Raw genomic sequence first — 16,779 nt, forward strand, 5'->3', positions numbered from 1 at the left:
TGCCAGAGGAGGCTTCGGCGGCCTTTTTTATGAGGCGCACGCCTCTATGAGCAATTTGACAGTCAGTGTCTGATCGGGAAACCAGTTCCACAGCCCAGTCAAATTGCGAATAGCAATGCTTTATCCGCCGGTACTGTTCCGGATTCCATCCTGGCAAGCCTGCTTGCCAGAGGAGGCTTCGGCGGCCTTTTTTATGAGGCGCACGCCTGGCCCTCACCCCTTTTCCATGGCCAGCCTGCTGTTCTGATACTCCCCGGACCAGGTCACGTCCCTGGCGCACCATTCCGGCGGCGTAAAGGCCACGGCGTCCTCCTCCGAGGCAAATTCCACTTCCGCCAGTATGAGGCCCTGGTATGCCCCCTCAAACACATCCAGCTCAAAGGTCAGATCCGGCCGTCCCTCCACCGGGAGCAGGTACCGCTTTTTCGTAAGGACCTGTCCGTCGGCCTTCTTTAAAAGATGCAGATAGGCCTTTTCATCCAGCGGCAGGTTATACTCCTCCCGGGCCATCAGTCCCCTGGACTTATAGGTCAGATAAAAGGAATCATTCTCCCGCCGGACCCGCACCACAGGCTCCGTGCAGAGATAAGCCTGCTCGATCATGCGGAACGGCCGGGCCTCATAGCCTTCGGGCGGGACTGTCACAAGAAATTTACGTTCGATCTCCATAGGGCTGTCTCCTTTCCATTGGATGCCGGGAACAGGGAACGCCTGCGCCGGCACCTTCCCGCCTATTATAACACAGGATATGGCGCTGGCCCTAGGATAAGTTTTCTGTAATATAAGAAAAATGTAATAACATTCAGGGCAGAAAGATGATATAATCAAATTACAGGGAAAATAATTTTTACGAAATAAAGAAAAACGGAGGAAATGCTTATGTGGACAAGGGCAGAGCTGAAAGAAAGAGCCAAGGCGTGTCTGCGGAAATATTACTGGGCGGCCTTTGCGGTGAGTCTGGTATTCTCTCTGATCAGCGGCATCGGAAGCCCGGCTACCCAGCCGGCAGACAGCGGGTACGAAGACGATTACTATGAGGACTACGGCTTTGTGGAGGGCCTGGGAGACGATCTTCCGGCAGTGGTAGGAAAGATCCCTGCTGTGATCGAGAATGTCCCGGTGGGACCGGGAGTGGTCCAGACCGGCCGGATGATATACGGAGTGATGGCAGGAGTCATGATCGTATTACTGATCCTGGCCCTGGTCCTGGGGATCTTTGTGACCCCGGTCATCGCGGTTGGTCATAACCGGTACTATATGGAAAGCCGTTTAAAGGGCCAGACGGCGGGCTTTGGAAAGCTTTTATGGGGCTTTTCCCGCCATTACCTGAATATCGTGCTGACCATGTTCCTGCGGGATCTGATCATTGTCGGCGGAACGTTTTTATGCGTGCTACCGGGACTCTATTTTGCCTACTGTTACTACATGGTGCCTTATATCCTGGCGGAAAACCCGGAAATGAAGCCCATGGAGGCCCTGCGGCTTTCCAAGCAGATGATGGAGGGCCATAAAATGAACACATGGCTGCTGGAAATGTCCTTTTTCGGATGGATGTTCCTGGGAGCCATGGCCTGCGGCGTGGGAACCTTCTTCGTGCTCCCGTATTACTACGCCACCTTTGCGGAGCTGTACACAGTGCTCCGGGCGCCTTACGGCGGGGAGTTAAACGGCTTCGGATATCCGGAGGTGGTACCCACAGGCAGCTTTGGCGGAACGTATGTAAACCAGGCAGACAGCGCCGGAAACGGCCAGTACGGCGGTTACGGCCAGACACAGGGAGGTGCAGACTATGTCGATCATCCACAAGGGAGGTATGGATCCGGCGGAATTTGCGGGCAGGACCATGTACCGTGTAATGGAAACGAAGCAGATGCAGAAGGAAGCAGAGTATTCGGTGGAGGACAGAGTGAAGGAGCGTCCGGCTGGACCGAAGCTTCGGGACAGGGTGCGGAGCATCCTGCAGAAGATCAGAGGGACGAGAGCATAAAGCGGTCCGAGGGCGGCCCGGGACGGGGCTACTACTTAAACGGCGTGTTCCATCCCTACTCAGAGGAGGAAGATAACTAATGGCAAAGGTTTATGCATTCCTGGCAGATGGAATGGAGGAAGTGGAATGCCTGGGCGTGTGCGACGTACTGGCCCGGGCCGGCGTGGAGGTAAAGCTGGTGTCTGTCATGGGAAGACGCCAGGTGACCGGTTCCCATGGGTTCACGGTCACAGCCGACGCGCTGTTTGAAGAGATCACCGACGATGCCGACGTGCTGTTCCTGCCCGGCGGACTTCCGGGGGCGGACCATCTGCGGGACCATGAGGGCTTGGCGGACATGCTGAAGGCCCACGGGGCAGCTGGGAAACGTCTGGCAGCCATCTGCGCGGCTCCAGGCGTCCTGGGAGGCCTGGGACTTTTAAAAGGGCGCAGGGCCACCTGCTTTCCCGGATTTGAGGAGAAGCTTGCCGGAGCTGTCTGCACCGGGGAGGGCGTTGTCACCGACGGCCCCGTGACCACCGGAAAGGGCATGGGCTGGTCCCTGGACCTGGGGCTTGAGCTGGTGCGCCTCCTTATAGACGGAGAAACAGCGGAAGCCTTAAAAAAGAAGATCCAGTATGACCGTGTTTAGGGCGCTTTTTTAAAAAATAATACTAGTATTTCTAAAAACAGTATGATATAATGCTAAATTGAAGTGTAACGCCCAGAGTGACGGCGTTTCGATATTGGACGGATATGGAAGCCATGTCCGGTACAGATATATTTAAGGAGGAACCCATACAATGAGTTTACAGGTAGAAAAGTTGGAGAAGAATACGGCGAAGCTTACCATCGAAGTGCCGGCAGAAAAATTTGACGCAGCTGTGAAGAATGCTTACAATAAGAGCAAAAGTAGATTCAATATCCCGGGCTTCAGAAAAGGCAAAGCTCCCTTTGAAATGATCAAAAAGATGTACGGAGCAGGCGTATTCTTTGAAGATGCGGCCAACGAAGTGATCGACGAGAGCTATCCGGACGCTGCAAAGGAGAGCGGACTTGTGATCGTTTCCCGCCCCACTGTGGACGTTACCCAGATCGAAGAGGGGAAGGATTTCATCTACACAGCCGTTGTGGCTGTAAAGCCGGAAGTGACCCTGGGCCAGTACAAGGGCGTAGAGGTACAGAAGGTGAAGGCAGATGTGACAGACGCAGATATCGACGCAGAGATCAGCAGCGTGAGAAATAAAAACTCCCGTCTGGTGACCGTTGAGGACAGAGCTGTTGAGAACGGCGATCTGGTGACCATCGATTTCGACGGCTATGTGGACGGAAAGAGATTCGACGGCGGAAAGGGCGACGATTATCCTCTGACCATCGGCTCCCACACCTTCATCGATACCTTCGAGGAGCAGCTGATCGGTAAGAACATCGGCGAGGAGTGCGACGTAAACGTGACCTTCCCGGCTGAGTACCATGTAGAGGACTTAAAGAACAAACCGGCTGTATTCAAGGTAAAGGTAAAAGAGATCCAGAAGAGAGAGCTTCCGGAGGTGAACGATGAGTTTGCCAGCGAAGTATCCGACTTCGATACACTGGAAGAGTACAAGAACGATTTAAGAGTAAAACTCCAGGATGAGAAACAGAAGGCCGCTGACACAGAGATCGAGAACCGTGTTGTGGATAAGGTGGTTGAGAACGCTTCCATGGAGATCGCTGACCAGATGGTTGACGAGGAAGTCAACGGTATGTTAAACGACTATGTGCGCAGACTGGAAAGCCAGGGCATCTCCTTCAAGCAGTATGCAGAGATCACAGGCATGACTGCAGAAAAGATCGGCGAGCAGATGAAGCCCCAGGCTTTAAAGCGGATCCAGACCAGACTGGTCCTGGAGGCTGTTGTAAAGGCTGAGAACATCACTGCCAGCGATGAGGATGTGGACGCACAGTTCGACAAGATGGCTGAAGCCTACAAGATGGAAAAGGACCAGATCAAGGGTATGTTCGGCGAAGAGCAGATCGCCCAGATGAAGGAAGACCTGGCTGTACAGAACGCCATCACCTTCCTTGTAAAAGAGGCAGCTCTGATCGAATAGTCAGAGGTTTCAGTTTTAGAATACGCAGGAGAAACGGGGGTTGCTGCAGCTATGCTGTGACAATCCCCTGTCAAATGTTATGAGCAGGAGGAGAGAATATGAGCTTAGTACCTTACGTACTGGAATCCACCAGCAGAGGCGAGCGTTCCTATGACATTTATTCCAGACTTTTAAAAGACAGGATCATCTTCCTGGGAGAAGAGGTCAATGACGTGACCGCCAGCCTTGTGGTGGCACAGCTTCTGTTCCTGGAGTCTGAAGACCCCAATAAGGATATCAATCTGTACATCAACAGCCCCGGCGGCTCCGTTACAGCCGGTATGGCGATCTACGATACGATGAATTATATCAAATGCGACGTATGCACCACCTGTATCGGAATGGCAGCCAGCATGGGCGCATTCCTGCTTTCCGGCGGCGCCAAAGGAAAGAGGTTCGCTCTCCCCAATGCTGAGATCATGATCCACCAGCCCTCCGGCGGAGCCCAGGGCCAGGCCACAGAGATCAACATCGCGGCTGAGCATATTTTAAAGACCAGAAAGAAATTAAACGAGATCCTGGCTGCCAATACAGGCAAGCCTCTGGAGACCATCGAAAGAGATACAGAGAGGGATAATTACATGTCCGCCCAGGAGGCCATGGAATACGGTCTCATTGACCGCGTGATCACTGGACATTAATATGGAAATTTTTAGAATTGAGGTGTGAACATGCCAGTAAGACCTGAAGACAAGATCCGTTGTTCCTTCTGCGGAAAAAGCCAGGAGCAGGTCAGAAAGATGATCGCAGGCACTGGAAATAATGTATTTATCTGTGATGAATGTATTGAGCTGTGCAGCGAGATCCTGGAAGAGGAGCTGGGTCCCGAAGGGGAGGAAGCGCCGGATTTCGCAGGCATCAATCTGTTAAAGCCCAAGGAGATCAAGGAGTTCCTGGACCAGTACGTGGTGGGACAGGAGGAGGCCAAAAAGGTCCTGTCTGTGTCTGTATACAACCACTATAAGAGGATCACCTCCCAGAGGGAATCCGACATCGAGCTCCAGAAGAGCAATATCCTGATGCTGGGCCCCACAGGCTCTGGAAAGACCTACCTGGCCCAGACCCTGGCAAAGCTTTTAAATGTTCCCTTTGCCATCGCCGATGCCACCACCCTCACGGAGGCGGGATACGTGGGCGAGGATGTGGAGAACATCCTGTTAAAGCTGATCCAGGCGGCGGACAACGACGTGAGCCGGGCGGAGTACGGGATCGTGTATATCGATGAGATCGATAAGATCACCAAAAAGAGCGAGAATGTCTCCATTACCAGGGACGTTTCCGGCGAAGGCGTACAGCAGGCCCTCCTTAAGATCCTGGAGGGCACCGTTGCCAACGTTCCTCCCCAGGGCGGAAGAAAGCATCCCCAGCAGGAGCTGATCCCCATTGACACCACCAATATCCTGTTCATCTGCGGTGGGGCCTTTGACGGCCTGGAGCGGATCGTGGAATCCAGGATGGAGGCCAGCACCATCGGCTTTGGCGCCAAGATCGCCGACCGGAAGCACATGGATGTGGGGGCCCTGTTAAAGCAGGCCATGCCCCAGGATCTGACCAAATTCGGCCTGATCCCGGAATTTGTGGGCCGTGTGCCGGTGATGGTATCCCTGGATCTTCTGGACGAGGACGCCCTGGTGAAGATCCTGACAGAGCCGAAAAACGCCATTACCAAGCAGTATCAGAAGCTGTTTGAGCTGGATGACGTGAAGCTGGAGTTTACCCCCGAGGCGGTCCATTCCATCGCCCATATGGCAGTGGAGAGAAAGACCGGGGCCAGGGGACTGCGTTCCATCATGGAAAACGTCATGATGGATATGATGTATGAGATCCCGTCGGATTCCAATGTGGGGATCTGTACGGTGACCAGCGACGCAGTGGAAGGAAAGGGAAAGCCGGAGATCGTATACCGGGATCTGACGGTTCCCAGAAAGAACCTTTTAGGCAGATCAAAGAAAGACAGTAAGGGCGAGATCGCCTGATAGAGACGGGCTGCTGCAAAGCGAACAGGTTTTACAGCGGCCCATTTTTTCTATATATACAAAAGGAGAATGTTCATGGATGAAAAATTGATGACACTGCCGGTCATTGCGCTCAGAGGGCTGACAGTGCTTCCTGAGATGATCCAGCATTTTGATATCAGCCGGGACAAGTCCATCAGCGCCGTGGAGCACGCCATGGTGGGAGAGCAGAAGGTGTTCCTGGTGACCCAGCGCCAGATCGAGGAGGAGGATCCCGATGCCTCCGGCCTGTTCCAGATCGGTACCATCGCCAGGATCAAGCAGCTGGTGAAGATCCCCGGCGGCCTGGTCCGGGTCATGGTGGAGGGCCTGGAAAGGGCAGAGCTTATCAATCTGCTCCAGGATGATCCGTATCTGGAGGCCGAGGTGGCAGAAGCGCCTCTGATGGAAGAAAACCTGAGCGATACTGTAAAGGAGGCCATGGCCCGCATCGTCAAGGAGAAGCTGGAAGAGTTTGGAAACGGCAATCCCAAGACGGTCAAGGACTTCATGGGCGGGCTTATGGCCATTACGGATCTGAACGAGCTGCTGATCCAGACGGCCGGTCAGTTCCCCTGGGAGTATACGGTGAAGCAGGAGCTTTTGGAGTGCGGTTATGTGAGCCATCTGTATGACCGGGTGGTCTATTATCTGATGCGGGAGATCGAGATCTTAAAGATCAAGCGGGATTATCAGGGAAAGGTAAAGGCCAGCATTGACAAAAACCAGAGAGACTATATTTTAAGGGAAGAGCTTAAAGTGATCCAGGAGGAGCTGGGGGAGGAGTATACCGGCTCCGACGCAGACAGCTTCCTGGAGCAGCTGGAGAAGCTCAACGCAGATAAGGAGACGAAGGAAAAGATCCGCAAGGAGATCATGCGGTTCAAGGCGATGCCCGGCGGAAGCCAGGAGGCCAACGTGCTGCGGACCTACATCGAAACAGTGCTGGAGCTTCCCTGGAAAAAGACGTCCCGGGACAACCAGGATATCCGCCATGCGGAAAAGATCCTGGAGGAGGACCATTACGGACTGGAAAAGGTCAAGGAGCGGGTGCTGGAGTATCTGGCAGTCCGGGTCCTGACCAAAAAGGGGACCAGCCCCATCCTCTGCCTGGTGGGCCCGCCGGGAACGGGAAAGACCTCCATCGCCCGGTCAGTGGCCAGGGCTTTAAATAAGAAATACGTCCGCATCAGCCTGGGCGGCGTCCATGACGAGGCGGAGATCCGCGGTCACAGGAAGACGTATGTGGGCTCCATGCCGGGCCGGATCGCCGAGGCCATGCGCCAGGCGGGCGTGGCCAATCCGCTGATGCTTCTGGACGAGATCGATAAGGTATCCGGCGATTACAAGGGAGATGTGGCGTCGGCGCTCCTGGAGGTCCTGGACGGAGAGCAGAACGTGAAGTTCAGGGATCACTATGTGGAGATCCCCCTGGATCTTTCCGGCGTTCTCTTTATCGCCACAGCCAACACCACCCAGACCATCCCCGGCCCTCTTCTGGACCGTATGGAGGTGATCGAGGTATCCAGCTATACGGAAAATGAAAAGTTCCATATTGCCAGGAACTACCTGGTGACCAAGCAGCTGGAGCGGAACGGACTGGATAAAGGAAAGCTCACCATCAGCGATAAGGCCCTGGAAAAGATCATCCACAACTATACCAGAGAGGCCGGCGTCCGGAATCTGGAGCGGCGGATCGGGGAGATCTGCCGGAAGGCGGCCAGGGAATTCCTGGAGAGAGATAAGACCTCTGTACGGGTGACCGAGGCCAACCTGGAAAAATACCTGGGCAAGGAAAAGATCACCTTTGAGGACGCCAACCAGGAGGACCAGGTGGGCATTGTCCGCGGCCTGGCCTGGACCAGCGTAGGGGGAGATACCTTGCAGATCGAGGTCAACGTGATGCCTGGAGACGGAAAGCTCCAGATGACGGGACAGATGGGCGATGTGATGAAGGAATCGGCCCAGATCGCCCTGACCTATGTGCGCTCTGTCAGCGAAAAATATGAGATCCCCAGGGATTATTTTGAGACCCATGACATGCATCTGCATATTCCGGAGGGAGCTGTTCCCAAGGACGGCCCATCCGCCGGCATCACCATGGCCACGGCCATGCTGTCGGCGGTGACCGGAACAAAGGTCCATGCCAGGGTGGCCATGACCGGAGAGATCACCTTAAGAGGACGGGTGCTCCCCATCGGCGGCTTAAAGGAAAAGACACTGGCGGCCAGGATGGCCCATATGGAAAAGGTCCTGGTGCCGGCGGGCAACCAGCCGGATATGGCAGAGATCTCCAAAGAGATCACAAAAGGCCTTTCCATTGTCTATGTCAAGACCATGGAGGACGTGATCCGGGAGGCGTTCGTTTAAGATCGGAGGACAACATGATCATAAGAAATGTAGAACTGGAAACCGTCTGCGGCGTGACCAGCAGGCTGCCGGAAAATATCCTGCCGGAGTTTGCCTTTGCAGGAAAGTCCAATGTGGGAAAATCCTCGCTGATCAACGCGCTGATGAACCGGAAGGCCCTGGCCAGGACCTCGGCCCAGCCGGGAAAGACCCAGACCATCAATTTTTATAATATAAACAAAGAGCTGTATTATGTGGACCTGCCGGGATACGGCTATGCAAAGGTGTCCCAGACGGAAAAGGAAAAATGGGGGAAGATGATCGAAAACTATCTCCATAAGTCCAAAATGCTGAAATGCGTGTTCCTTCTGGTGGACATCCGCCATGAGCCGTCGGCCAATGACAGGACCATGTATGAGTGGGTGGTCTACAACGGCTTCCGTCCGGTGATCATCGCCACAAAGCTGGATAAGATCAACCGGAGCCAGATCCAGAAACAGGTGAAGCTCATAAGGAACGGCCTGGGAATGGAAAAGGACGACGTGATCATCCCGTTTTCCGCTGCCAGCAAGCAGGGGAGGGAAGAGATCTGGGCGCTGATCGAGAAGATGGCCGCCGGAGAAGAAAAAGAACAGGAGGAAGGCTCTGGGGAAAACGAGCAGGCCTGATCCGGGAAAAAGAACGGGGGAGCCCATATCGCCATGACATGGGCTCCCCCGGAGCCTTTATACGCCGCTTTTTTGTTTTATGGCCTGCTGGTATGCATCCATCACTGCCAGTCCAAGGGTGACCACGGCAGTGGGGACGGTGACCAGAAGAAAAAATTTCCGGCGGATCCGCCGGATCCGTCTGGAAAGATCAGACCGCTGTCTTTTCATGAAATCCTCCTATTCTGACCGCATTAACGACCGCATGACAAAGGAATAGATCTCCTGGCTCCGCTCCTTCCAGTGGCCGCACATGATCTCGGCCTGGTCCTTATCGGGAACGGATACGTCCAGGCTGATGAGCGCGGCTTTTCCCTCCCGCACCTCGCAGTGGACGATGTAATCCTGGTTTGTTGACTTATAGAAATCAGAGATGACGCCCACCTCGCTGCGGAGACGGAATTTATGTTCCTTTAAATAACCGTCAATGTCGGAGACAATGGCAGGAGAGATATTGGATCCGAAGAAGGAAAGGGTATCCTCCCCTTCCCTGGTGATCTCGTAGCGGGAGGAGTTGTGGATGGACTCCATTTTCAGAAGCCCGGCTTCCCGCAGCTCATTTAAGGCCTGCTGCAAAGTAAAGTAGGTGGTGTATTCATGGTCCAGGAAAAAATCCGTGAGCTGGGAATTGGTCAGCGGGAAGTTGACGTGGGCCAGCATATAGAGGATCATGAGCTTATAAAGGGTGATCGGATCCGATAACATAGGCTTACTCCTTTGAATCAATAGGGAACTATTCTTATTTTACAGGTTTCTCCCGGGGGATTCAAGTCCTTTTTCTTTTTTTGGGAGACAGCCTGGCGGCGGAGGGCCGGACCTTCCGGGCAGACGCCCGAATTTCGTCGAAAATGGTAGTGTATTTACCAGTAAAGTGTGATATGATAAACTGAAACGATTATGGCGGCCGGGCCTTCGGGACGGCTGCTGATTATGAAAATCCAGGGTGAAATATTATGAGAGAACGGATCAACCGCCTCGCGCGAGGGATTGTGGATGCGGAGCTGCCGAAGCTGTTTCTTTCTCCGGTGAAGGTGGAGGAAACGCTGGGCAGCGATACCATATATAAACGAGAGCTGTACCTTTCCAGTGAAAATAATCTTTCTATCAAGGGGCTGGCATACTCCACCCATTCCAGGGTGAGGATCGCCTCCCGGTCCTTCGGCGGACTGAGAAACCATATTGTGTACGAGGTGGATACCTCCTGGTGCGAAAACGGGGATGTGATCCGCGGCACCATCAATCTGGTGACCAACGGCGGAGAGCTGGAGGTCCCCTTCCTTTTTTGTGTGGAAACCACAGCGTCCATCCGGGTCCTTTCCACCCTGCATACGGTGGAGGATTTTGTGGATCTGGCCCAGAAGGATATGGATCTGGCTCTGCGGCTCATGGAATATAAGGATTTTACGGACGCGCCCTTCCTCCAGGACCTGCGGGTACGGGCAGTCTTTGACGGGATCCGGGGCCATGGAAACCGGCAGAACGCCCTGGAGGAGTTTTTCCTGGGGCTGGGAGTGAAGGAGCCGGTGGAGCTGACTCTTTCAGCCGCATCCAAAACGTATGATAATCCGAAAAAACAGGTGAGCGACCGGATCGTCCTCCAGAAAAATGGCTGGGGCTATGTATATATGGAGGTGAAGGCTGACGGGGATTTCATTGAGCTTTCCCAGAAGACCGTGACCCAGGCAGACTTTACGGACGGCCGCTTTGACCTGGCTTTTAAGATCCATCCGGAGCGGCTGCACAGGGGAAAGAACCTGGGGGCCATCCGGTTTTTGACGGTCCACGGAGAAACGGCGGTCCAGATCACGGCCACAGCTGGAAATGAGCCGGGAGCGGCAGCCAGGGACCGGGAGATCACCCGGTCCAGCATAGCCCGGTATCTGACGCTCCGGGAGGAGTATGAAAGCGGGAAAAATGATCCGGCAAAGGTTTTAACGAAGCTCCAAAGGGAGCTGGATGCCATCCGCGGGGCCTGCGGCAGCTCTCTGCTCCACTCCCTGTTCCAGGCGGAGACGTATCTGGATGCGGGACGGCCGGACCAGGCGGCCCTATGTCTGGACAGCTGCCGGGACCAGATCGCGGCAGAGAAGGAGAGGACCGGGACCCTGTACTGCTTTTACCAGTACCTCCAGTACCGGGTAAACCCCGATGAGACCAGGAGGGATGCGGTGCTGCGGCTTCTGAGAAAGAAGCTGGACAAGCGGAAGGGACGGTTTTATTTACAGCTCCTGCTTTTAAAGATGGAGCCGGAGCTGTTTGAGGAGGGCCCGGCGCTGTTTGACAGCTTCAAGACCCAGTACAGGAACGGATGCCACAGTCCCTTCCTGTATATTGAGGCCTGCCGGCTTCTGGAAAAGGATCCGGCCCTTCTGGTGAATATGGAGCCCTTTGAGATCCATGCCCTGTATTACGGTGTGACCCATGGCATGATAGGAGAGGCGCTGGCCCTGCGGGCCGCGTCCCTGGCCTCTGGGGCGAAATTTTTCCACCGGCTTTACTACCGGCTTCTGGCGGCCCTTTATGAGAAATATCCGGAGAAGGAGATCCTGACGGCTGTATGCTGTCTGCTGATCAAGGGCAATATGTGCACGGATGCCTGCTTCCTCTGGTATGAAAAGGGGATAAAAGAGGAGATCAGCCTCACCAGGATCTATGAATATTACCTGTATTCCCTGCCGGCCTCCTATGACCAGATGTTGCCGAAGCAGGTCCTGCTGTATTTTTCTTATGAGCACAGCCACATGGACCGCCGCAGCCGTTCCGTGCTCTACGCCAACGTTCTGACGTATTTAAAGCCCGGAGACAGGCTTTATAAGGCCTATGAGCGGGAAATGGAAAAGTTTGCCATGGAGCAGCTTTTTGAGGGAAGGATCGACCGATTCCTGGCAGTGATCTACCGGCACATGATCTACCGGGATATCATCGACGCCCAGGTGGCAAGGGTACTGCCGGGGATCTTAAGGGCCAACCGGATCTGCTGCCAGGATGCGTCTATGAAATATGTGGTGGTGGGCAGCGCCCTTCTGGAGGGAGAGGACGCCTATCCCTTAAACGATGGGACGGCATATGTGCCCTTATATTTTGACGATTGTGTGCTCCTGTTCCAGGATGTGTATGGAAACCGGTATATGGACGTTCCCTATACAAAGGAGCCGGTGTTGGAGGAACGGGAGCTGGAGGAACGGTGCTTTGAAATGTTCCCGGACCACCCCATGCTGAAAATGCGGGCCTGCCTTGGGATCATGGAAAAAGAGGAGATAGACGGAGACGGGATCCGCGTACTCCAGGATGCCCTGGATTCTCTTCCGGTGAAGGAGCTGTACCAGCAGAAAATGCTCACCCGGATCATCGCCTATTATAATGACCCGGCAAGGAACGGTGAGGAGGCCATGAACGAAGAGGGAGGAGCCTATCTTCTCCGGCTGGACAAAAAACGCCTGTCCCGGATGGAACGGGTGGGGATCTGCGAAACGCTGATCAGCCAGGATCTTTATAAGGAAGCCTATGATATGATCCGTGAATTCGGAGAAGAGGGACTGAAGATCAAACGGCTTTTAAAGCTGTGCACAAAGCTGATCGCACAGAATCTGGCGGAGGCGGACGACCTGCTTTTACATATGGCCAGGAGGATCTTCCTGTCCGGAAAAGGCGACGGCGTGATCCTGGATTATCTGTGCAGATATTTCAACGGCGCCAACAGCGATATGTACCGGATCCTGGTACAGGCGGTCCGGGAGCATACAGAAACCTATGATATGGAGGAACGGCTCCTGGCCCAGCTTCTGTTCACCGGAAGCGATAAACACCTGGATACGGTATTCGATCTTTATGCCGGAAGGAAAAAGACCAGCGATGCCATTGTAAAGGCATATTTTACCATCCGCTGCGTGGATTATTTCTTAAAGGGCCAGACGCCGGGGGACCGGGTGTTTGCCTATCTGGAGGGGGCCATCAACGGAAGCCAGGAGATCCGGAAGCTGCCGGAGATCTATCTGATGGCCATGACAAAATATTACGCCGGCCTGCCGTCCCTGGAGAAGGAGCAGCAGCAGGTATGCCGCCGGTGTATGGCCGTCCTGCTGGACCAGGGCATGATTTTTGCATATTTTAAGGATCTGGCTCCCTATGTGGACCTTCCGGGAGAACTGCTGGATAAGGAGATCGTGGAGTACCGCGGCGCGCCGGAGGGCCGTCCGGTGCTCATGGTCCGTGTTCTTCCCGATGAGGAGGAGTTCCATGAGGAAGAGCTGAAGCCGGTGTATAAGGGGATCTATGTGCGCCAGAAGCTTCTGTTCGAGGGCGAGGTCATGGAATATACCATAAGCGAGTATGAGAATGGGGAGCCGGTGGAAAAGGCAAGCGGCAGGATCTCCTGCCGGGAAGCGGCCGCCGGGGACCGGGGAAATCGTTTTTCCGCCCTCAATACCATGGGACTCTGTCTGGCTATGAAGGACGACCGGAGGCTTAAGGAGGCCATGGTGCGGTATGTGACAGAAAGCCAGGCGGCAAAAGAGCTGTTCCCGCTGGCGGAGTAAGAGGAAAATGAAATGGACAAACTGATAATCGGAATCGACCTGTGCGATGCCTATACCCAGGCGGCGGTGGCCGGACGGGATGAGACCTGGGTGATCCCCACGGTCATCTGCCGGAAAAAAACAGACGGCGGGTGGTACGTGGGCGAGGAAGCGTATAAATATACACTGATGAGCGAGGGCGTGATCGTGGACAAGCTCTTAAGCCTGGCTGTAAAGGATGGGACCGCCACCATCTCGTCGGTGAAATACCAGGGAGCAGAGCTTTTAAGGATGTATATGGAACGGATCCTGGCCATGATCCGGGCGGAATATCCGGGTGTGCCGGTGGCCCAGCTGGTGATCTCCCTGGAAAATATGGAAATGAAGCTGATGGACTGTCTTATGGGCTGTGCAGACGCTCTGGGGATCTCCAGGGATCTGGTCCACATTGCCAGCCATACGGAGTGCTTCGTTTACTACGTTCTGAGCCAGAAGCGGGACGTATGGGGCGGCCAGGTGGGGATGTTTTCCCTGTCGGATGAGGCACTGCGGTATTATGAGCTGAAGGTGGTCCAGGGGCCGAGGCAGATGACGGCCTGGGCGGAGCACAAGGATCTGGAGGAGGGCTTCAGCCTTAATGTGCTGGATTCGCCCTCCGGAGCCAGGATGGCCGATCAGATCCTCTGTGCCTGCGGGGAACGGCTTCTCCAGAAAAAGCTGTATTCCTCAATTTTTTTAACGGGAAAGGGCTTTGGAAGGACTGACTGGGCTCCAGAATTTATGAAGCAGGTGTGCCACCGGAGACGGGTGTTTGCGGAGCCATCCCTTTTTGCCCGGGGAGCGGCCTTAAAGGCCGGGGACTATCTGGAGGAGAGATCCTCCTATCCCTTTGTATGTCTGTGTGAGGGAAAATTAAGATCCACGGTGGCTATGGAGGTCATGAAGCGGGACAGCCGGATCCAGATCGCCCTGGCCTCCGCCGGAGAGAGCTGGTATGAGGCCAGGAGCGTTCTGGAGGTGATCCTGGACGGTCAGGAGGAGATCGAGCTGATCATCACATCGCCCCAGAATCCCAAGCAGAAGAGGCTGGTCCGGATCCCGCTGGAGGGCTTTCCCAAACGTCCTCCCAAGACCACCAGGGTGCGGATCGCTGTGGGCTTTCTGGATGAAAGGACCATGGTGGTGAAGATCGTGGACCGGGGCTTTGGGGAGCTGTTCCCGAAAACAGACGCTGAGATCCGTCAGGAGGTGAGAGTATGAGCCTGATCCTGTGCCGGCAGGAACCGGTGACATCCCCCTATTTTGTCGAGGAGCTGGGGGTCCATCTGTATTCCTCCCAGGAACTGAATTACGTGATCTATCATCATCCTCTCCTGGTGATGGAGGATTTTGTGAACGAGCGCCTGGCGGCATTTTTACGGACTGAGCTGAGGCTTCCGTTCCTGGCGGAGCGGATCCAGAAGTGGATCCAGAGCCGGGGGCCGTCGGATGAGCTTCTGTTCCTGATCCTCCAGGACTGCGCTTTCTATACCCAGGCAGAGCAGGCGGCCTACCGGCAGAAGGTGGCGGGCCTCAGGAAGCTGTCCTCCCATGAATATGAAAAGAAAAGGGCCGATTACTTTTACAGCCTGGGGCTTTACGGCCGGTCGGCCTCCATGTACAAACGGATCCTGGACAATGGGGAAGGCAGGAGCTTATCCCATGAATTCAGGGGAAAGGTCTGGAACAACCTGGGAGCCTGCTATGGGGAGCTGTTCTCTTTCCAGAAGGCCATGGACGCCTATGTCTGCGCCTGGAATGAAAAGCCAGAGGCCGCGTATCTGAAGGGGATGTATTTCCTTACAAAGCTGGATCCGGAGCTTTCCATGAAGGACCGGTGCCGGGAGCTTCTGGCTTCCCAGGATACAGAGGGCTGGGACCGGGAGTTTAACGAGGCTCTGGCCAGGGCCGGACAGACGGGACCTGCGGTACGGCTCCAGGAAATTTTCGACAGGGATCCGGAAAAAAGGCTGGAGGGAGCCGCAAAGGTACTGAACCAGTGGAAGCTGGAATACAGGAAGATGCTGTAAAAATACCATAAGGCCCTTGACAAGGAGAAAAGATTCCACTATATTATTGGGTATATGAAAAAGCTGGGAAGAAGAGGAGTACGTACCAGGCGCCAGCAGAGAGGACTGTCCGCAGGCTGAAAGACAGGCCGGGAATGCAGGTACGGAAGGTAGCTTTGGAGCTGAAGCGGTGAGGGGCGAATGCCTGTCCAGCCGTTTCCGGGTGGTTTCCGTTATGGACCGGAAAGATCGCCGCAGCTGCGGTGAATAAAGGTGGTAACGCGGTATTTCGCCCTTTGCATTTGCAGAGGGCGTTTTCTTTTTAAGGAGAATTCTATGATTCGTTTAAGGCCATATAAACCGGGAGACGCCTGGAACCTTTTGGAATGGTGGGAAAACGCCGGTGAGGAAGATTTTTTAATGTGGAGCTGCGGGGAATTTTCATATCCCCTGACCATCGAAGAGCTGGACGGATATTTTGCCCGGTGGTGTCTGCAGGAGACCGACGGCTGGCCGATGACAGCCCTGGATGAAAAGGGAACGCCTGTGGGCCATTTCCTGGTCAGGAAGGCGGATTATGAAGATGCCGAAGCCCGGGTGGGATTTATCGTGACTGCCCCGGAGATCCGGGGAAAGGGCCTGGGAAAGGAATTTGCCGGCCAGATCCTGCGGTATGTATTCCAGGTGCTGGGGATGAAAAAGGCGTCCCTGGCGGTGTTTGATAAAAATACCCAGGCAAAGGCCTGCTATGAGGCCGCAGGCTTTAAGACCGTTTCCCACATACCAGATCATCTGGAGTATAAGGGAACCGTATACGGCGCATACGAAATGGAGGCGTATTCCAATGAATAAGCCCCAGGGCGGCTGCGAAAGCTGCGCGTTTTACGCCTATGATGAGGAATATGAGTATTACGTCTGTGAGGCAGATCTGGATGAGGATGAGATGTCCGCATTTCTGCGGGGCTCGGATTTTTCCTGCCCGTTTTACCAGCCCGGCGATGAGTACCGGGTGGTAAGAAAACAGATGTAGGGATACAAAAGAGATGGAACATAAAGGAGAGGAGCAGTT

The 16,779-nt window shown here is 54.6% G+C and carries 15 protein-coding genes; 12 read left to right on the plus strand and 3 right to left on the minus strand.

Going from position 1 to position 16,779, the window contains the following annotated elements:
• Nucleotides 1-213: 213 nt before the first annotated feature.
• Entirely contained in the window at nucleotides 214-669 is a 456-nt protein-coding gene (locus tag OCV69_RS07455) for a CYTH domain-containing protein (protein ID WP_158358497.1), read from the minus strand.
• A gap of 210 nt (nucleotides 670-879) precedes the next feature.
• Here OCV69_RS07455 and OCV69_RS07460 point away from each other — a divergent pair, with 210 nt between their 5' ends.
• The 7 genes from OCV69_RS07460 to yihA all read left to right on the plus strand — a co-directional run bounded on the left by OCV69_RS07460 (nucleotide 880) and on the right by yihA (nucleotide 9,109).
• Nucleotides 880-2,067, plus strand: coding sequence for a DUF975 family protein (locus OCV69_RS07460; RefSeq protein ID WP_262563043.1), 1,188 nt, complete (start codon nucleotides 880-882; stop codon nucleotides 2,065-2,067).
• Nucleotides 2,067-2,618 (plus strand): DJ-1 family glyoxalase III, encoded by a 552-nt coding sequence (locus OCV69_RS07465; RefSeq protein ID WP_158358495.1) that lies wholly within the window; start codon nucleotides 2,067-2,069, stop codon nucleotides 2,616-2,618. The genes OCV69_RS07460 and OCV69_RS07465 overlap by 1 nt, the downstream gene beginning before the upstream one ends.
• A 151-nt stretch (nucleotides 2,619-2,769) precedes the next feature.
• Nucleotides 2,770-4,059 (plus strand): trigger factor, encoded by a 1,290-nt coding sequence (gene tig / locus OCV69_RS07470; RefSeq protein WP_158358494.1) that lies wholly within the window; start codon nucleotides 2,770-2,772, stop codon nucleotides 4,057-4,059.
• A 98-nt stretch (nucleotides 4,060-4,157) separates the two neighbouring features.
• A complete protein-coding gene (clpP, locus tag OCV69_RS07475; protein ID WP_022273731.1) occupies nucleotides 4,158-4,739 on the plus strand; it encodes an ATP-dependent Clp endopeptidase proteolytic subunit ClpP in 582 nt (193 codons plus the stop codon).
• A gap of 30 nt (nucleotides 4,740-4,769) precedes the next feature.
• Complete coding sequence (clpX, locus tag OCV69_RS07480) at nucleotides 4,770-6,074, plus strand: ATP-dependent Clp protease ATP-binding subunit ClpX (RefSeq protein ID WP_022273732.1); 1,305 nt, start codon at nucleotides 4,770-4,772, stop codon at nucleotides 6,072-6,074.
• Nucleotides 6,075-6,149: 75 nt separating this feature from the next.
• Nucleotides 6,150-8,462, plus strand: a complete 2,313-nt coding sequence (gene lon, locus OCV69_RS07485) for an endopeptidase La (RefSeq protein WP_158358493.1) — start codon at nucleotides 6,150-6,152, stop codon at nucleotides 8,460-8,462.
• Nucleotides 8,463-8,476: 14 nt separating this feature from the next.
• A complete protein-coding gene (yihA, locus tag OCV69_RS07490; protein WP_158358492.1) occupies nucleotides 8,477-9,109 on the plus strand; it encodes a ribosome biogenesis GTP-binding protein YihA/YsxC in 633 nt (210 codons plus the stop codon).
• Between the two features lie 57 nt (nucleotides 9,110-9,166).
• Here yihA and OCV69_RS07495 read toward each other — a convergent pair whose 3' ends face one another.
• Together OCV69_RS07495 and OCV69_RS07500 are read right to left on the minus strand one after the other, a co-directional pair.
• Nucleotides 9,167-9,319 carry a hypothetical protein gene (locus OCV69_RS07495; protein WP_262428018.1) on the minus strand — a complete coding sequence of 51 codons (153 nt, stop codon included), beginning with the start codon at nucleotides 9,317-9,319 and terminating at the stop codon, nucleotides 9,167-9,169.
• Between the two features lie 9 nt (nucleotides 9,320-9,328).
• Nucleotides 9,329-9,853 carry a DUF4364 family protein gene (locus OCV69_RS07500; RefSeq protein ID WP_158358491.1) on the minus strand — a complete coding sequence of 175 codons (525 nt, stop codon included), beginning with the start codon at nucleotides 9,851-9,853 and terminating at the stop codon, nucleotides 9,329-9,331.
• A 248-nt stretch (nucleotides 9,854-10,101) separates the two neighbouring features.
• Between OCV69_RS07500 and OCV69_RS07505 the strand changes: the two genes are divergently transcribed.
• The 5 genes from OCV69_RS07505 (at nucleotide 10,102) to OCV69_RS07525 (ending at nucleotide 16,740) form a co-directional block, all read left to right on the plus strand.
• On the plus strand, nucleotides 10,102-13,683 hold the full coding sequence (locus OCV69_RS07505; protein ID WP_158358490.1) for a DUF5717 family protein: 3,582 nt from the start codon (nucleotides 10,102-10,104) through the stop codon (nucleotides 13,681-13,683).
• 12 nt (nucleotides 13,684-13,695) lie between these two features.
• Nucleotides 13,696-14,922 carry a DUF5716 family protein gene (locus OCV69_RS07510; RefSeq protein ID WP_158358489.1) on the plus strand — a complete coding sequence of 409 codons (1,227 nt, stop codon included), beginning with the start codon at nucleotides 13,696-13,698 and terminating at the stop codon, nucleotides 14,920-14,922.
• Nucleotides 14,919-15,731 carry a hypothetical protein gene (locus tag OCV69_RS07515; protein WP_158358488.1) on the plus strand — a complete coding sequence of 271 codons (813 nt, stop codon included), beginning with the start codon at nucleotides 14,919-14,921 and terminating at the stop codon, nucleotides 15,729-15,731. Before OCV69_RS07510 ends, OCV69_RS07515 begins: the two co-directional genes overlap by 4 nt.
• Before the next feature lie 315 nt (nucleotides 15,732-16,046).
• Complete coding sequence (locus OCV69_RS07520; protein ID WP_158358487.1) at nucleotides 16,047-16,562, plus strand: GNAT family N-acetyltransferase; 516 nt, start codon at nucleotides 16,047-16,049, stop codon at nucleotides 16,560-16,562.
• Nucleotides 16,555-16,740, plus strand: coding sequence for a DUF6472 family protein (locus tag OCV69_RS07525; protein ID WP_022273742.1), 186 nt, complete (start codon nucleotides 16,555-16,557; stop codon nucleotides 16,738-16,740). Before OCV69_RS07520 ends, OCV69_RS07525 begins: the two co-directional genes overlap by 8 nt.
• Nucleotides 16,741-16,779: the final 39 nt, after the last annotated feature.

Origin of the sequence: Alitiscatomonas aceti (assembly GCF_025567195.1) — a bacterium.
Taxonomy (GTDB): Bacteria; Bacillota; Clostridia; order Lachnospirales; family Lachnospiraceae; genus Alitiscatomonas; species Alitiscatomonas aceti.